This window comes from Ralstonia flaminis, from assembly GCF_958415495.1.
In the GTDB taxonomy this organism is placed as follows: domain Bacteria; phylum Pseudomonadota; class Gammaproteobacteria; order Burkholderiales; family Burkholderiaceae; genus Ralstonia; species Ralstonia flaminis.
On the sequence record NZ_CATZLL010000010.1, the window covers coordinates 1 to 12,819 of the forward strand.

11 protein-coding genes and 1 pseudogene are annotated in these 12,819 nt (G+C 59.7%); 6 read left to right on the plus strand and 6 right to left on the minus strand.

Annotation, left to right across the window (positions count from 1 at the left end):
- Positions 1-1,276 (minus strand): copper resistance system multicopper oxidase (locus R2N11_RS15795; RefSeq protein ID WP_316681672.1); only part of this gene is annotated, 1,276 nt, incomplete at its 3' end.
- 187 nt (positions 1,277-1,463) lie between these two features.
- Between R2N11_RS15795 and R2N11_RS15800 the strand changes: the two genes are divergently transcribed.
- The 4 genes from R2N11_RS15800 to R2N11_RS15815 all read left to right on the plus strand — a co-directional run bounded on the left by R2N11_RS15800 (position 1,464) and on the right by R2N11_RS15815 (position 4,437).
- Positions 1,464-2,150, plus strand: coding sequence for a heavy metal response regulator transcription factor (locus R2N11_RS15800; RefSeq protein ID WP_316681673.1), 687 nt, complete (start codon positions 1,464-1,466; stop codon positions 2,148-2,150).
- Positions 2,150-3,520: a heavy metal sensor histidine kinase gene (locus tag R2N11_RS15805; RefSeq protein ID WP_009241639.1), complete on the plus strand. Its 1,371-nt coding sequence runs from the start codon at positions 2,150-2,152 to the stop codon at positions 3,518-3,520. Before R2N11_RS15800 ends, R2N11_RS15805 begins: the two co-directional genes overlap by 1 nt.
- A gap of 226 nt (positions 3,521-3,746) precedes the next feature.
- Entirely contained in the window at positions 3,747-4,073 is a 327-nt protein-coding gene (locus R2N11_RS15810; protein ID WP_009241640.1) for a four-helix bundle copper-binding protein, read from the plus strand.
- 130 nt (positions 4,074-4,203) lie between these two features.
- Positions 4,204-4,437: a hypothetical protein gene (locus R2N11_RS15815; protein ID WP_009241641.1), complete on the plus strand. Its 234-nt coding sequence runs from the start codon at positions 4,204-4,206 to the stop codon at positions 4,435-4,437.
- 136 nt (positions 4,438-4,573) lie between these two features.
- On the opposite strand, the gene R2N11_RS15820 is transcribed toward R2N11_RS15815, so the two are convergent.
- The 5 genes from R2N11_RS15820 to R2N11_RS15840 form a co-directional block, all read right to left on the minus strand.
- Positions 4,574-5,056 carry a hypothetical protein gene (locus R2N11_RS15820; protein ID WP_009241642.1) on the minus strand — a complete coding sequence of 161 codons (483 nt, stop codon included), beginning with the start codon at positions 5,054-5,056 and terminating at the stop codon, positions 4,574-4,576.
- Positions 5,053-5,901 carry an FAD:protein FMN transferase gene (locus R2N11_RS15825; RefSeq protein ID WP_009277715.1) on the minus strand — a complete coding sequence of 283 codons (849 nt, stop codon included), beginning with the start codon at positions 5,899-5,901 and terminating at the stop codon, positions 5,053-5,055. Before R2N11_RS15825 ends, R2N11_RS15820 begins: the two co-directional genes overlap by 4 nt.
- Positions 5,898-6,419: an FMN-binding protein gene (locus R2N11_RS15830; RefSeq protein ID WP_004635288.1), complete on the minus strand. Its 522-nt coding sequence runs from the start codon at positions 6,417-6,419 to the stop codon at positions 5,898-5,900. The genes R2N11_RS15825 and R2N11_RS15830 overlap by 4 nt, the downstream gene beginning before the upstream one ends.
- A 27-nt stretch (positions 6,420-6,446) precedes the next feature.
- Positions 6,447-7,355, minus strand: a complete 909-nt coding sequence (locus tag R2N11_RS15835; protein ID WP_004635287.1) for a DUF6662 family protein — start codon at positions 7,353-7,355, stop codon at positions 6,447-6,449.
- An 83-nt stretch (positions 7,356-7,438) separates the two neighbouring features.
- Positions 7,439-9,724, minus strand: coding sequence for a copper-transporting P-type ATPase (locus tag R2N11_RS15840; RefSeq protein ID WP_009241644.1), 2,286 nt, complete (start codon positions 9,722-9,724; stop codon positions 7,439-7,441).
- 263 nt (positions 9,725-9,987) lie between these two features.
- Here R2N11_RS15840 and R2N11_RS15845 point away from each other — a divergent pair.
- Together R2N11_RS15845 and R2N11_RS15855 are read left to right on the plus strand one after the other, a co-directional pair.
- Positions 9,988-11,789: pseudogene (locus tag R2N11_RS15845) on the plus strand (copper resistance system multicopper oxidase).
- Positions 11,790-11,904: 115 nt separating this feature from the next.
- The gene (locus tag R2N11_RS15855; RefSeq protein ID WP_235202024.1) at positions 11,905-12,732 is read left to right on the plus strand and encodes a copper resistance protein B; all 828 of its coding nucleotides are present in this window, start codon (positions 11,905-11,907) and stop codon (positions 12,730-12,732) included.
- Positions 12,733-12,819 lie beyond the last annotated feature (87 nt).

Here is a 12,819-nt window from a genome sequence, read left to right on the forward strand (position 1 = left end):
ACATCCCAGACATCCCAGACATCCCAGACATCCCAGACATCCCAGACATCCCAGACATCCCAGACATCCCAGACATCCCAGACATCCCAGACATCCCAGACATCCCAGACATGTCACCCATGTCACCCATCATATCCGCCATCGTCAGCCATTCGGCCTTGTCGACAGCTGGCACAGGGGCTTGCACACCCGGACGCACGGCGAGAGTGCCGCGGGCGTACCCGGTCCGGTCCATCGTCTGGGCAAACACTGTGTGGGCCTCGTCCGTTGGAGCGACCACTACGTCGCAGGTCTCGCCAGGGCCGAAGCGGAACTCATCGACCGACACCGGCTCGATATCCTGTCCGTCGACCTGCACCACCTTCATTTTCAGGCCCGGAATGCGAACGTCATAGAACGTGTTGCCGGCCCCATTGATGAAGCGCAGCCGTACCGTCTGGCCCGGAGAAAATAGGCCGGTCCAATTCCCCGCTGGCGTCACGCCATTCATGAGGTAGGTCAGCGTTGCGCTGGAGAGATCCGCCAGATCGGTCGGATTCATCCGCATCTGGTTCCACATCCGTCGCTTGTCCATGGCAGAGGTCCATCCCTCACGCGAGACGTCGCGAAAGAAATCGACCACGGTCGGCTGGTTATAGTTGTAGTAGTCGCCCTGGATCTTGAGCTTGGTTAGGACGCGCATCGGATCCTCGTCCGTCCAGTCGGAGAGCAAGACGGTGTAATCGCGATCGGCCCGCACGCGGTCCTCGCCCGCGGGGTCGATAACGATGCCCCCATACAGCCCAGTCATTTCCTGGAAGCCGGAGTGCGAGTGGTACCAGTAACTGCCGCTCTGCTGTACCTTGAAGCGATACGTGAATGTTTCGCCCGGAGCGATCCCAGAAAAGCTGATCCCGGGTACGCCGTCCATCTGGAACGGCAGAATGATGCCGTGCCAATGAATTGACGTGGGCTCCGGCAGACGGTTGGTCACCCGGATGGTGACCGTGTCACCTTCACGCCACCGCAACGTTGGGCCAGGCAGCATGCCATTGATGGTAGTCGCCATGCCTGGCTTGCCGGTAAAGTTCACTGGGGTCTCAGCGATCACCAGATCGAATTCGGTGCCCCGCAGCACGGGCGCGGTGCCAAAGGCTGTGCCCTGGGCCTGCGACGCCCGCGCGGGCATCCCGCCCAAGCCCAGGCCAGCGATCACCCCTCCGGCGGCCAAGCCTTGCACAAATCGCCTCCGCGGAAGGTTCGGAAGCACCACGCCCATTGCACGATTGCTGCGCATCTCTTTATTCCTTGCGTAAGTCCCTGATGAGATTTGTACGGCAGGAGCAGCCTAATCACTCCAAGGCTACCTTAACCTGACCGAAACATTACATATTGGTCAGGTTGGTCAGCAACCATGCCGCTCCATGTACGCTACACGATACCGGTCGCACTTTTCGTGCGCCATAAGTAATAAAGAGACAGACATGAAGCTCCTTGTTGTCGAAGACGAATCCAAGACCGGCGAATATTTGCAGCAGGGGTTGTCGGAAGCCGGCTTTGTTGTGGACCTTGCCCGCAATGGCTTGGACGGCCGACATCTTGCAATGACGGGCGACTATGACCTCTTGATTCTTGACGTGATGTTGCCCGATCTCGAAGGGTGGCAGATCCTGCACGCACTGCGCTCAACTGAACTGGCTGTGCCGGTGCTGTTTCTGACCGCGCGCGATAGCGTCGCTGATCGGGTCAAGGGCTTGGAACTAGGCGCGGACGATTACTTGGTGAAACCTTTTGCATTCGCGGAATTGCTCGCCCGTGTTCGGAGCCTGCTTCGACGAGGCAGTGCGCCATCACTTGCAGAACGCATCCAGGTGGCCGACCTGGTGCTGGATCTGACTCGCCGTCGTGCTTCCCGTGGCGGTCAGCGAATCACGTTGACCAGTAAGGAGTTCTCGCTGCTGGAACTGCTAGCCCGCCGTCATGGCGAGGTGTTGCCCCGGTCCCTGATCGCCTCCCAAGTCTGGGACATGAATTTCGACAGCGACACTAACGTGATCGACGTCGCCATTCGACGCCTGCGCGCCAAAATCGACGATAACTTCGAACCTAAATTGATCCATACCGTCCGTGGCATGGGCTATGTCCTCGAAGGTCCGGAGGACGGGGAGTAATGAGGCGCCATTCACTAACGGCGCGGCTGACCGCGTATTTCTCCTTGTCATCAGCGGCCATGTTGTTGGGCCTCGGCATTCTGATCGCCCTGGCCATGGAGGAGCATTTTGCAGTGGAAGACTTTACGGCGTTGGGCGAGAACGTGAACGTTATTCGCCGGGTGGTTGAGAGTAGCTCTGCACCCGAGGTCTCTAGTCGGCTCAACGACGTGCTACAGCACCGCACGGATCTGATTGTGCGAGTCCAGGCGCCACAGGGTCAGGCCTTGTTTGCCACCCCCGACTTTGACTTTGCGGAGGTGTTGGCCGTGCTACGCAAGGCAGGCCGTCATTCCGGGGCCCTTGTTTGGCAGCAGGGCGAAGAGCAATACCGGGGTGTGCATATGCAAGTGCCACTGCGCGACGGCGATGCGCTCGACGTGTTGGTGGGCATCAATACGGAGATCCATGCGCATTTCCTACGAGCGTTTCGGAAGACGTTGATGCTCTACATCGCGTTGGCCGCCTTGGCGAGCGGCCTATTCGGATGGTGGGCGGCCCGGCGCGGGCTGTTGCCATTGCGCGCAATGGCTTCGCGAGCGAAGTCTGTAACTGCCGACCGCCTGAACGAACGGATGCCGGTTGATATGGTACCTGTCGAGGTTGCCGATCTTGGCGTGACGTTGAACGGCATGCTCGCGCGCCTGCAGGGCGATTTCCAGCGACTCACCGACTTCTCGACCGATATCGCACACGAGCTACGCACACCGATCACCAACCTGTTGACGCAAACCGAGGTGGCACTCTCACAGACTCGCGAGCCTGCGAAATACAGAGACGTCCTTGCTTCAAACGTGGAAGAGCTGCAGCGGCTGGCTCGGATGGTGTCGGACATGCTTTATCTAGCCAAGATGGAGCACAACCTGACGCTGCCTAGTGCCGAGATGATCGAGCTTGCCGACGAGGTGCGTGCCCTCTTTGAGTTCTACGATGCGTTTGCAGAGGACAAAGCCGTGCAGTTGCAAGTGGAAGGACAAGCGCAGGTGCGCGGCGATCGGCTCATGCTCAGACGCGCCTTCAGCAATCTGTTGTCGAATGCAATACGGCACACGCCCAGGTGCGGCCGTGTGATCGTTTCCATCAAGCCAGGCGAGGAGGATCTCGCCGTGACGATCGACAACGACGGCGAAGCGATTGCTCCTGACGTGCTGCCGTTCATCTTCGAGCGCTTCTTTCGTGCAGACAAGTCACGCGCGCGTCCCGAATCTGACGGAGCAGGCCTTGGCTTGGCCATCACCAAAGCAATCGTTCTCGCCCATGGGGGAATCATTTCTGTTACACGCGCGCACGACCGTACTCGATTTACCGTCCGGCTGCCGATCCGCTCCTGAACTTTGGGCGTCCGCTCGCTGACGTGATGCGCCGGCTCGACCAGGATGACGGCACAGGCGCAGTCCAACCTGTCCGAAATCTTGCTTACCTATGACGTTTTTGAAAGTATGTGCACGCATCACAACATGGCGACAGCATTTCTCCACAAGCACCAAGGCCCAGGCTCTCTCCTTGCTCCACGTGCATCGTGCCATTTCGGCACGTCGCCAATCAAGGAGAACCCAAATGCCTCACCAATACTTCCAAACCTGCATCGATGAATGCGCCGCGTGTCACGTGGCGTGCCTGCACTGCGCCGCCTCCTGCCTGACCGAAAAGGACGCTCTGACATTGAGCACCTGCATTCGGCTGGATCTCGATTGCGCTGATATCTGCGGGACCGCCGTGGGGTTGATGGCGCGAGGCAGCACCCAAGCCAATGCCATATGCGAACTGTGCGCGAGAATCTGTCAAGCTTGCGCCGCCGAGTGTGCCAAGCACTCCCATGAGCACTGTCAGGAGTGCGCGCGCGCCTGCGAGAAGTGTGCCGACGCCTGTCGTGCCATGCATTGAGGGTGGCATACCGGATCAATCTCGCTGATCTGGCGCAGTTGTAATACGAGGGTCACGTTTCTGTCAGCCTCAGCCTTCTACACTGCCGTGACTAGCAGTGTCTTGTTTCAACTTGAAGAAGGAGAACGCGATGAACATCCTGAAAAAATCCGCATTGATGGGGGCAGCGTTGCTGGCGCTCGGTATCAACGTCGCCAACGCGTCAATGGCTACCGGCGCGCGCGACCCCTATACCGATGGCGGTCACGCGATGGGCAAGCGCGACCCCTATACCGATGGTGGACGCGCAGCGCGCGACATCTACACCGATGGCGCGCATTCGATGGGCACACGCGATCCCTACACGGACGGCGGTCACCAGTAACTGAAAGCTCAACCCCGGAACACCCCCTTCCGGGCTTTCCCCCTCACCCCGGAGCGCACCTCCGGGGCTTTTTTGCACGTCGAGGCATTCGCTGCACGTGCTCGCTGGACTGACTCATCAATCCGCTTCAATCGCTCTAGTGCCGCGCACTCTTGCTCGCCGACGCACGATAGCCTTCGTGGCGCTTCCGGCCGATGAGCATGTGTAGGGGAACGGCCGCAACAGCGGCGATGCCCATCACAAGGTGCGCAGTCTTTGCAAGACCACTCCAATCTTCGGGGCCGTAATACAGACCATAGGCGCTGATGGTCAGCAGCAAGAACACGATTCCCGTCAACGTGCCGGTCACGCGGTTGCGGCGCGCGACCCACGCGAAGCGGATGTGCTGCGGCAGCATGGAACCGAAGAGAATCAGGCTGCAGAACGCAAAGGCGCCGTGCAATTGCAGTATCTGGCGGACGACCGGCGCATCCGCCCATTGAAGCAGGTCATGCAAAACTGTCCACACCAGTCCAGACACCGCTACCGCTAGTAATACGGCGAGAGCAAGCCAATAGTGATACGGATGCAAGCGGATGCCTGTCCCTTTAAGCGGATGTCGATGCGAGGATTGCGTCATGATGCAACAACGTGTGCGTGATAACTCGATAGCGCGCGGATCGTGGAAGGGGCCGTCGTGCCCGCAAGCATGGCAACCTTGGTAAGAGCGTCCGCCCAGATACAGCGAGGAGCGATAACGGTGACAGTCCGCTCTGCGCAGGGCGCCTCCGTCAGTATTTGTTGCGATCGAATGGACTCAGTACCGGGAGGCAATCCGAAGCTTTCTGCGAAATAGTGACCGCTGGTGGCCGCGGCCCCGTGGGCGAGCATACCGAGTAATTCCAGCCGAGCCGGCGCGTTGGCACTGCGTACGTGGATGGGCTGCGCATGTGTGCCAAAGACGCGCAGATCCCCTCCAGCCGAAACGGCACCACTGCGGATGCCGTGGTGCCGTAAACTCAGGACGGCCATGTCGACGGCAAAGCCTTTGGCGATGCCACCGAGGTCCAACCATAGCGGGCGCCGCTTGCCGATGCGATTTTCACCGAGCGTCACCACGTCCGCAATCCGCGCGTCGACTTCCGCTGTCGGCCCCGCCGGGCGGGGCAGAATCTTGTGTGCCACCAACATGCGGGCCACGGTGGGGTCGAACACGCCGCCGGTACGCTCGTGCATGCGCTGGGCCTCGCGCAGCACACGCATGGTCCAAGGGTGAACGCGGACCGCTTCGCCTACCGACGCCGCATGCAGACGTGACAAGTCGCTATCCGAGCGCTGGAAGCTCATCAACGCCTCGGCTTGCTCGATTACGGAGAACGCCGCTGCGATGGCGGTTTCTGCCAAGTGAGCGCAGTCCTGGGGATACACATCGTCAATGCGAACTTCAACGAAAGTCCCCAATAGCGGTTTGGAGCGACGAATCACATCTTGGCTAGTAAGAGGTCATACACAGCCAGCACCCGCTTGACTCCCTGGGTGATGTGTTTGCATGAGAGCGTCGCGCCACTGATGTTACGGATGTCTTTACCAAGCTGCACAGCATCCTGCGCGGTCTTACCAACAAACTGGGCACGCCAGTCGGCATTGCGCACCTCATAGCCATACGTTTCCTGGTACGTCAGGATATCGACGGCGCGCACGGCTCCCTTGGCGTCGAGCGCCACGGCATACGTGATTTTTTCATGCTTGCCCACCACGCGATCCACGATGAACCAGCCGCCAGTCGACACTTTCCAGACCCCCTTGTCATTGAATGGCTCGTGTACCCCGGAGCGCTCGTTCAATGTTTCGCGAATCTGGTCCGTAATCTGGAGAGGCACGGCCTGAAAACTCGCGCCAGGAAACATCTGCGCCTGAGCCTGTTGAACTGTCAGGTATTCCGTCGCTTGGACGGGCACGACCAGCACCGCAAGCGGCACTGCCGCCATGGGAGTCCACTTCATGTCTGTCTCCGTATCAATGGACGCGCTTCAAAATGGGAACCCCACCTTGACCATGAACTCGTTGCGCGCATGCTCGTCACCGAAGATACGGTTGCCTGCCACTACGTCCGCCTGGTCCTCGTTGTAGGTTTTGACTACGGGCAATTGGTGGCGCCACGCGGCCGTTACCCACCAGTGTTTGGTGGCGTAGTGCAAATTGGGGCCAAGAAACCACGCGGAGTGATCACGACGGTTATAGCGATACCCCTGGAATTCACGATGGTTGCGCGCCTCCATGCCCAGGCTCAGGTTGTCGGTCAAGCGATAGGACACGCCGGCGGTCAGATCAAGCATGGAAGCACGCTCAATATCACCCATGGCGGTTTTGTCGCGCTCATGGGCACCGAGAATATTGGCGGCAAAAATGAGCCGATCATCCAACCAGTTCTTCTGCAAGATGATGCGCCATTCGAGATCGCGCTCACGGGGCCCCAGTTCTGGCTCGATGTACAGTGCCAAGCCGATCGGATCAGTCACTGGGTTCATGAGTTGGTAGATCGCTTCGAGTGAAACAGTCTCGAAGCGAGTCTTGCGGTAACGCCCAGTCGGATCGTCATTGGGACCGAGATCTGTCAGCGGCCCACGCGTGGTGCCATCAAGACCATTCCGATTGGCGTTCACGTAGCTCCAGTTGAAATAGCCGGCCAATTGGAATTTGTCCGTCACGCCGTACTCGACTTCTTCGCGGTTGAGCAATCCGCTATAGGATCCTTGGGACTGGCCCCGCTGCAGGAAAGACTGGTGCTCGAATTCGAAGCGGCCTTTGGGCATAACGTCGGCCGTGTAAATCCACCCGAACGGCGATTCGCCGGCAAGCGCAGTTGTGGAACACAGCCAGGCAAGCGCCCCAGCAAGCCAAACCTTCCCCCAATGCGTGCTTTTTGTAGCACCTTGCATTTGACTCCCCTTCCGAAATAAGGAGATTGTAAGGGAGAATGAGAATTGTTCGCAATAGCCTCGTGAAGCGGCGAATGCTGGGATCAGAGTCGGGTCGCACGGAGTCGCAGCGCATTGGCGACCACCGATGCCGAACTCAAGCTCATCGCCAATGCGGCAATCATGGGTGATAACAGAAGTCCGGTAAAAGGATAGAGCACGCCGGCAGCCAATGGCACACCCAGTGCGTTGTAAAGGAAGGCGAAGCCGAGGTTTTGCTTCATGTTGGCAATCGTTGCCTCGGATAAGGCGCGGGCACGGGCAATGCCCCGCAGGTCGCCTTTCACGAGGGTAACCTGGGCGCTGTTCATCGCGACATCGGTACCGGTACCCATCGCAATACCCACGTCGGCTTTGGCGAGCGCCGGTGCATCATTGATGCCGTCGCCTGCCATCGCTACAACCAAGCCTCGTTCTTGAAGTGTGGCGACCAACGCCAGCTTATCCGCAGGCTTGACCTCGCCGCGAAACTCAACAATGCCAAGTTGTTTTGCGACGGATTGGGCGGTCACGTTTCCGTCGCCGGTAGCCATCACGATCCGAAGCCCATCGGCTCTGAGTTGGGTCAGGGCCTGCGGTGTTGTCGTCTTCACGCGATCGGAAACCGACAGCAGGCCAGCAAGGACCCCATCGACCGCCAGGTACATCACACTGGCGCCTCGGGCTCGCATGGCGTCTGCCTCGGTGGAGGCGGCATCGACAGCAACCGCGTGCGCCTGCATCAGCGAGGTGTTGCCGAGCGCCAGGCTTCGCCCAGCGACGTGTCCTCTCACGCCGATCCCTGACGCGGATTCAAAATCTTCCGGCCGCTCGAGCGCGAGCCCCTGTTCGCGCGCTTGCGCCACGATCGCAGCGGCCAAGGGGTGCTCACTACCTTGGTCCAGACTGGCCGCCAAGCGCAAGACGTCCATGTCGGAAAATCCATTGAGGCCAATGGCCCGATCGAATGAGGGGCGCCCTTCGGTCAACGTGCCTGTCTTGTCCACAATAAGCGTGTCGACCTTGCGCAGGTTCTCGATTGCTGCGGCATCCCGAAAAAGAATGCCGTGTTCGGCCCCTTTGCCGCTGGCCACCATGATGGACATGGGCGTGGCAAGCCCGAGCGCGCACGGGCAAGCAATGATCAGCACGGCGACCGCATTGATCAAGCCGTGGGCCCAACTCGGCTGTGGACCCCAGATCCCCCAGGCGAAGAGCGTCATGACGGCGATGCCGACCACACCGATCACAAAGACGCCCGCCACCTTGTCTGCCATCCGCTGCATCGGCGCCTTGGAACGCTGTGCTTGCGCAACCATTTGTACGATTTGCGAGAGGACCGTCTGCGCGCCCACTTTCTCGGACCGGACCACGAGTGCGCCCGAGGTGTTCATGGTGGCACCGATCACATGGTCGCCCGCGCGTTTGGAGACGGGAATCGGCTCACCGGTGATCATCGACTCGTCGAGCGCGCTCGCGCCCGCGACCACAACGCCATCCACGGGCACCTTTTCACCGGGTCGCACACGCAGCAAATCGCCCACATGAACATGGGCAATGGGAACATCCTCTTCGCTGTCGTCTGCGTTGATACGCCTGGCCGTTTTCGGGGCCAAGCCGAGTAGAGACTTGATTGCGGCTGAGGTCTGCGAGCGGGCTTTCAGTTCGAGCATCTGCCCCAGCAGTGTCAATGAAATGATGACGGCCGCCGCTTCGAAATACACTTGCACCCGGCCGGACGCCGCAAAGGTAGAGGGAAACACACCCGGCGCAACGACCGCTACCGCGCTGTAAAGATAGGCAGCCCCCGTGCCCAGGCCGATGAGCGTCCACATGTTCGGGCTGCGGTATACAAAGGATTGGGCACACCGTCTGAAGAATGGCAATCCCGCCCAAAGCACGACCGGTGTGGCCAGTGCCAACTCAAACCTGTCTTGCCATGCTGGATCGAGGCGAGTCAATCGGTGTCCAGCCATGGCCAGCACAAAAACAATCGCCGTCAATGGAAAGCTTGCCCAGAATCGCCGCCGGAAGTCCGCAAGCTCCGCATTCTCTTCCTCCTCTACCGCGGGCATGACCGGCTCCAGCGTCATACCGCATTTGGGGCACGTGCCGGGATGATCCTGGCGAATCTCCGGATGCATCGGGCAGGTGTAAACCGTGGGCGCGAACTCCGTCGTTGATGAGACGCCTGCTTTGTCGCTCTCGACAGCCTCGGGCACGGGGGGCGAATGAGCGTGTTGGTCGTCGCTGTCGCATAGGCGTTGGTGCGTGTACTCGTTGTGTGTTTGCGGTGCGTTGGCGTTTTCCTGGCGCGAAGCTGCTTCTTTGTGGCTGTGCTGGCGGGTCATGCTCGGCATCCTGTGAGGAAAGAGTGGCGCGCTACGAAGGTCGTAGTGAGCATAGCGGTCTGGCACAGGAGGAGCAATGGTGAGCGAAGACAACAACGCCGCCGTTGCACCCTCCGCCCTGGGCATGCCCCATGCTACCGACATTGAGTCCCGTTGGGGACTATCGTTCGTAACGCAGGACCACAACCTTCCAACATAGGGAGAGGATCGTGAGCGACAGCATTTCACTGGGCAGCGTGGGCCGCCGCAAGTTTTTGCACCGGATGGCTGGCACGGTCGCAACCGCGTTCGGCGGGACAATGGCCGCGCCCATATGGGCACAACAAGTTCAGAACTATCCGGGTGCGCTTACGGGGACCGACTTTGACTTGACTATTGGACGCACGCTCGTCAATTTCACTGGGCGCGCACGCTATGCCATCACCGTGAATGGGTCGATCCCAGCGCCGATACTGCGATGGAAGCAGGGGTCAAAGGTGACACTGCGGGTCACCAACACACTGGACACGCAAACCTCGATCCACTGGCACGGCATCCTCGTTCCATTTGCGATGGATGGTGTGCCCGGCGTGTCATTCCCTGGCATTCCCGCTCACCAGACATTCATCTACACGTTCAAGGTGAGGCAGGCCGGCACCTACTGGTATCACAGTCACACGCGTTTTCAGGAGCAGCTCGGACTCTACGGCCCATTGGTAATCGAACCACAAGAGCCAGATCTCGTCCGCAGTGACCGCGACTACATTGTCATGCTGAGCGATTGGACGGACGAAAATCCAGACAGCGTGTTCCTACATCTGAAGCAATCGAGCGATTTTTATAACTTCCAGCTACCTACGGTCGCCGACTTCGTTGACGACACAAGGACAGTGGGCATCTCGGGAGCGCTCAAACGTCGGCGCATGTGGAACGAGATGCGCATGAACCCTACCGACCTCGCCGACGTATCAGCCGCCACTTATAGCTATTTAGTCAACGGCGCCACTCCCTTTGCCAACTGGACGGCCATCGCGAAGGCCGGCGAGCGCGTACGACTGCGCTTTATCAATGGATCGGCTACCACTACCTTCGACGTCCGGATTCCGGGTCTAACGATGCGCGTTTGCGCAGCGGACGGGCAAGACGTCGAAGCGGTGGACGTCGACGAGTTCCGGATCGGGGTGGCCGAGACCTACGATGTGTTGGTGCAAATGCCCCAGGATGCTGCATACACGATCTTTGCTCAGGCGATGGATCGCAGCGGCTACGCACGTGCCACACTCGCGCCGGAGCCGGGCATGCGCGCCGAGGTTCCACCGATGGACCCTAAAACTTGGCTCTCCATGGCGGACATGGGAATGGAGACTAGCGGGATGGCTATGGGCAGAGAACAGCCCGGTACCACGATGCGAATGCCAAACAACGGATCCCACTCCGCCCCCCGCCATTCAATGCCGGAGATGAGCGGACCCGTGGCCGATATGCAAGACAAGCAACCGCAGTCAGGCCATGAAGGAATGGCATCCCCCATGCCGATGCCGCCACGCCAAAAGCCCATGATTTCTCCGCCAATGACGATGTCGGTCATGCAGACCGGCCCCGAAGTCGACATGCGTTCCATGAATCCTTCGAAGTCGCTCGCCGACCCCGGTCCAAGATTGCGCGACAACGGCCGTCGGGTATTGGCCTATGCGGATTTGCGAACGCTCGCCCCCCCATTGACGCTCGGCCCCCGGGCCGCGAAATCGTCCTGCACCTGACCGGAAACATGCGCCGGTTCATTTGGGGGTTCGATGGCAAGAAGTTCTCCGAGGCTGAGCCAATCCGTTTGTATTACGGCGAACGGGTGCGGATCACCCTCGTCAACGACACCATGATGAACCACCCCATGCATTTGCACGGCATGTTTAGCGAATTGGAGAACGGTGAGCGCCAAGCCCTCGTTCGCAAGCACACCATCAACGTTCAACCGTCCAAGCAGATCAGTTTCCTCGTGACGGCAGATGCCCCGGGGCAGTGGGCATTCCATTGTCACCTGCTGTATCACATGGAAGCCGGCATGTTCCGCAAGGTGGTTGTGGCCTAACCCATCGGCTAAGGAGCGAGTCATGTTGCCAAGAGTGCAAAGATGGCTGTGTTTGGTCGCCGCGCCGCTGGCGCTTACTGTGGACGCCGCAGGCGCACAGACAGCAGGCTCCTCCATGCAAGCCATGCCACAGAAGCGACAGGGCATGCCTGACCAAGTTCTCAGCCAGGGAGCAAACATGTCCGCATCACCCGAACGGGCCGCTAATACCGAGGAAAGCGGCATCAACGTCATCCTTAAGAGCGATGAGCCTCGCGTGCCCATGCGAGATCCCAAGCGAGGCATCACCATGCCGGGAAACACCATGGCCGACAACGACGTTTATCACCAATTCTTGTTCGACCGGTTCGAAGCCATACGCGCTCCCGCTGCCACCGGGTTGGCGTGGGACATGCACGGATGGATCGGAAAGGACATCAATAGGCTGTGGCTCAAACTGCAGGGTATGCGGCTATTCGGTAAGACCGAAGATGCAAAAGTTGAGGCGCTGTGGGGACATGCATTTGCTCCGTTCTGGGATTGGCAGACGGGCATTCGGCGCGACTTTGGTGGCGGGCCGGCGCGCACATGGGCAGCGTTCGGAATCCAAGGCCTTGCGCCTTACTGGTTCGATGCAGAGGCGACACTGTACGTCAGCAACGCGGGGCGCGTGGCTGCGCGTGTACGCTCTACCTACGACGTCCGCTTCTCACAGCGCATCGTCCTGACTCCCGAAATCGAAGCGAACGCCTACGCAAAGACTGACGAGGCACGGGAAATCGGCAGCGGGCTGGCTGACCTCCGGCTAGGTCTGCGACTCCGATACGAAGTCCGCCGCGACTTTGCTCCGTATATCGGCGTGGTTTGGGGCAAGAAGATGGGCAAGACCGCCGACTTTGCGCGAGCGGCGGGGCAAAGCGCGACAGATAGGCAAATCATTGCCGGCATACGGTGGTGGTTCTGAATGGGGGCATGGCCCTTTTTTTGTGTACCTCCCCTGAGGCTCATCTTCGGTATGAGCGCCTTACCGAGACGTAATTCGCGAGTCATC

Coding starts and splice junctions, on each gene's coding strand:
- R2N11_RS15805 (WP_009241639.1), top strand. CDS start 2,150: ATGAGGCGCCATTCACTAACGGCGCGGCTGACCGCGTATTTCTCCTTG.
- R2N11_RS15815 (WP_009241641.1), top strand. CDS start 4,204: ATGAACATCCTGAAAAAATCCGCATTGATGGGGGCAGCGTTGCTGGCG.
- R2N11_RS15835 (WP_004635287.1), bottom strand. CDS start 7,355: ATGCAAGGTGCTACAAAAAGCACGCATTGGGGGAAGGTTTGGCTTGCT.
- R2N11_RS15840 (WP_009241644.1), bottom strand. CDS start 9,724: ATGACCCGCCAGCACAGCCACAAAGAAGCAGCTTCGCGCCAGGAAAAC.
- R2N11_RS15800 (WP_316681673.1), top strand. CDS start 1,464: ATGAAGCTCCTTGTTGTCGAAGACGAATCCAAGACCGGCGAATATTTG.
- R2N11_RS15855 (WP_235202024.1), top strand. CDS start 11,905: ATGCAAGCCATGCCACAGAAGCGACAGGGCATGCCTGACCAAGTTCTC.
- R2N11_RS15820 (WP_009241642.1), bottom strand. CDS start 5,056: ATGACGCAATCCTCGCATCGACATCCGCTTAAAGGGACAGGCATCCGC.
- R2N11_RS15830 (WP_004635288.1), bottom strand. CDS start 6,419: ATGAAGTGGACTCCCATGGCGGCAGTGCCGCTTGCGGTGCTGGTCGTG.
- R2N11_RS15810 (WP_009241640.1), top strand. CDS start 3,747: ATGCCTCACCAATACTTCCAAACCTGCATCGATGAATGCGCCGCGTGT.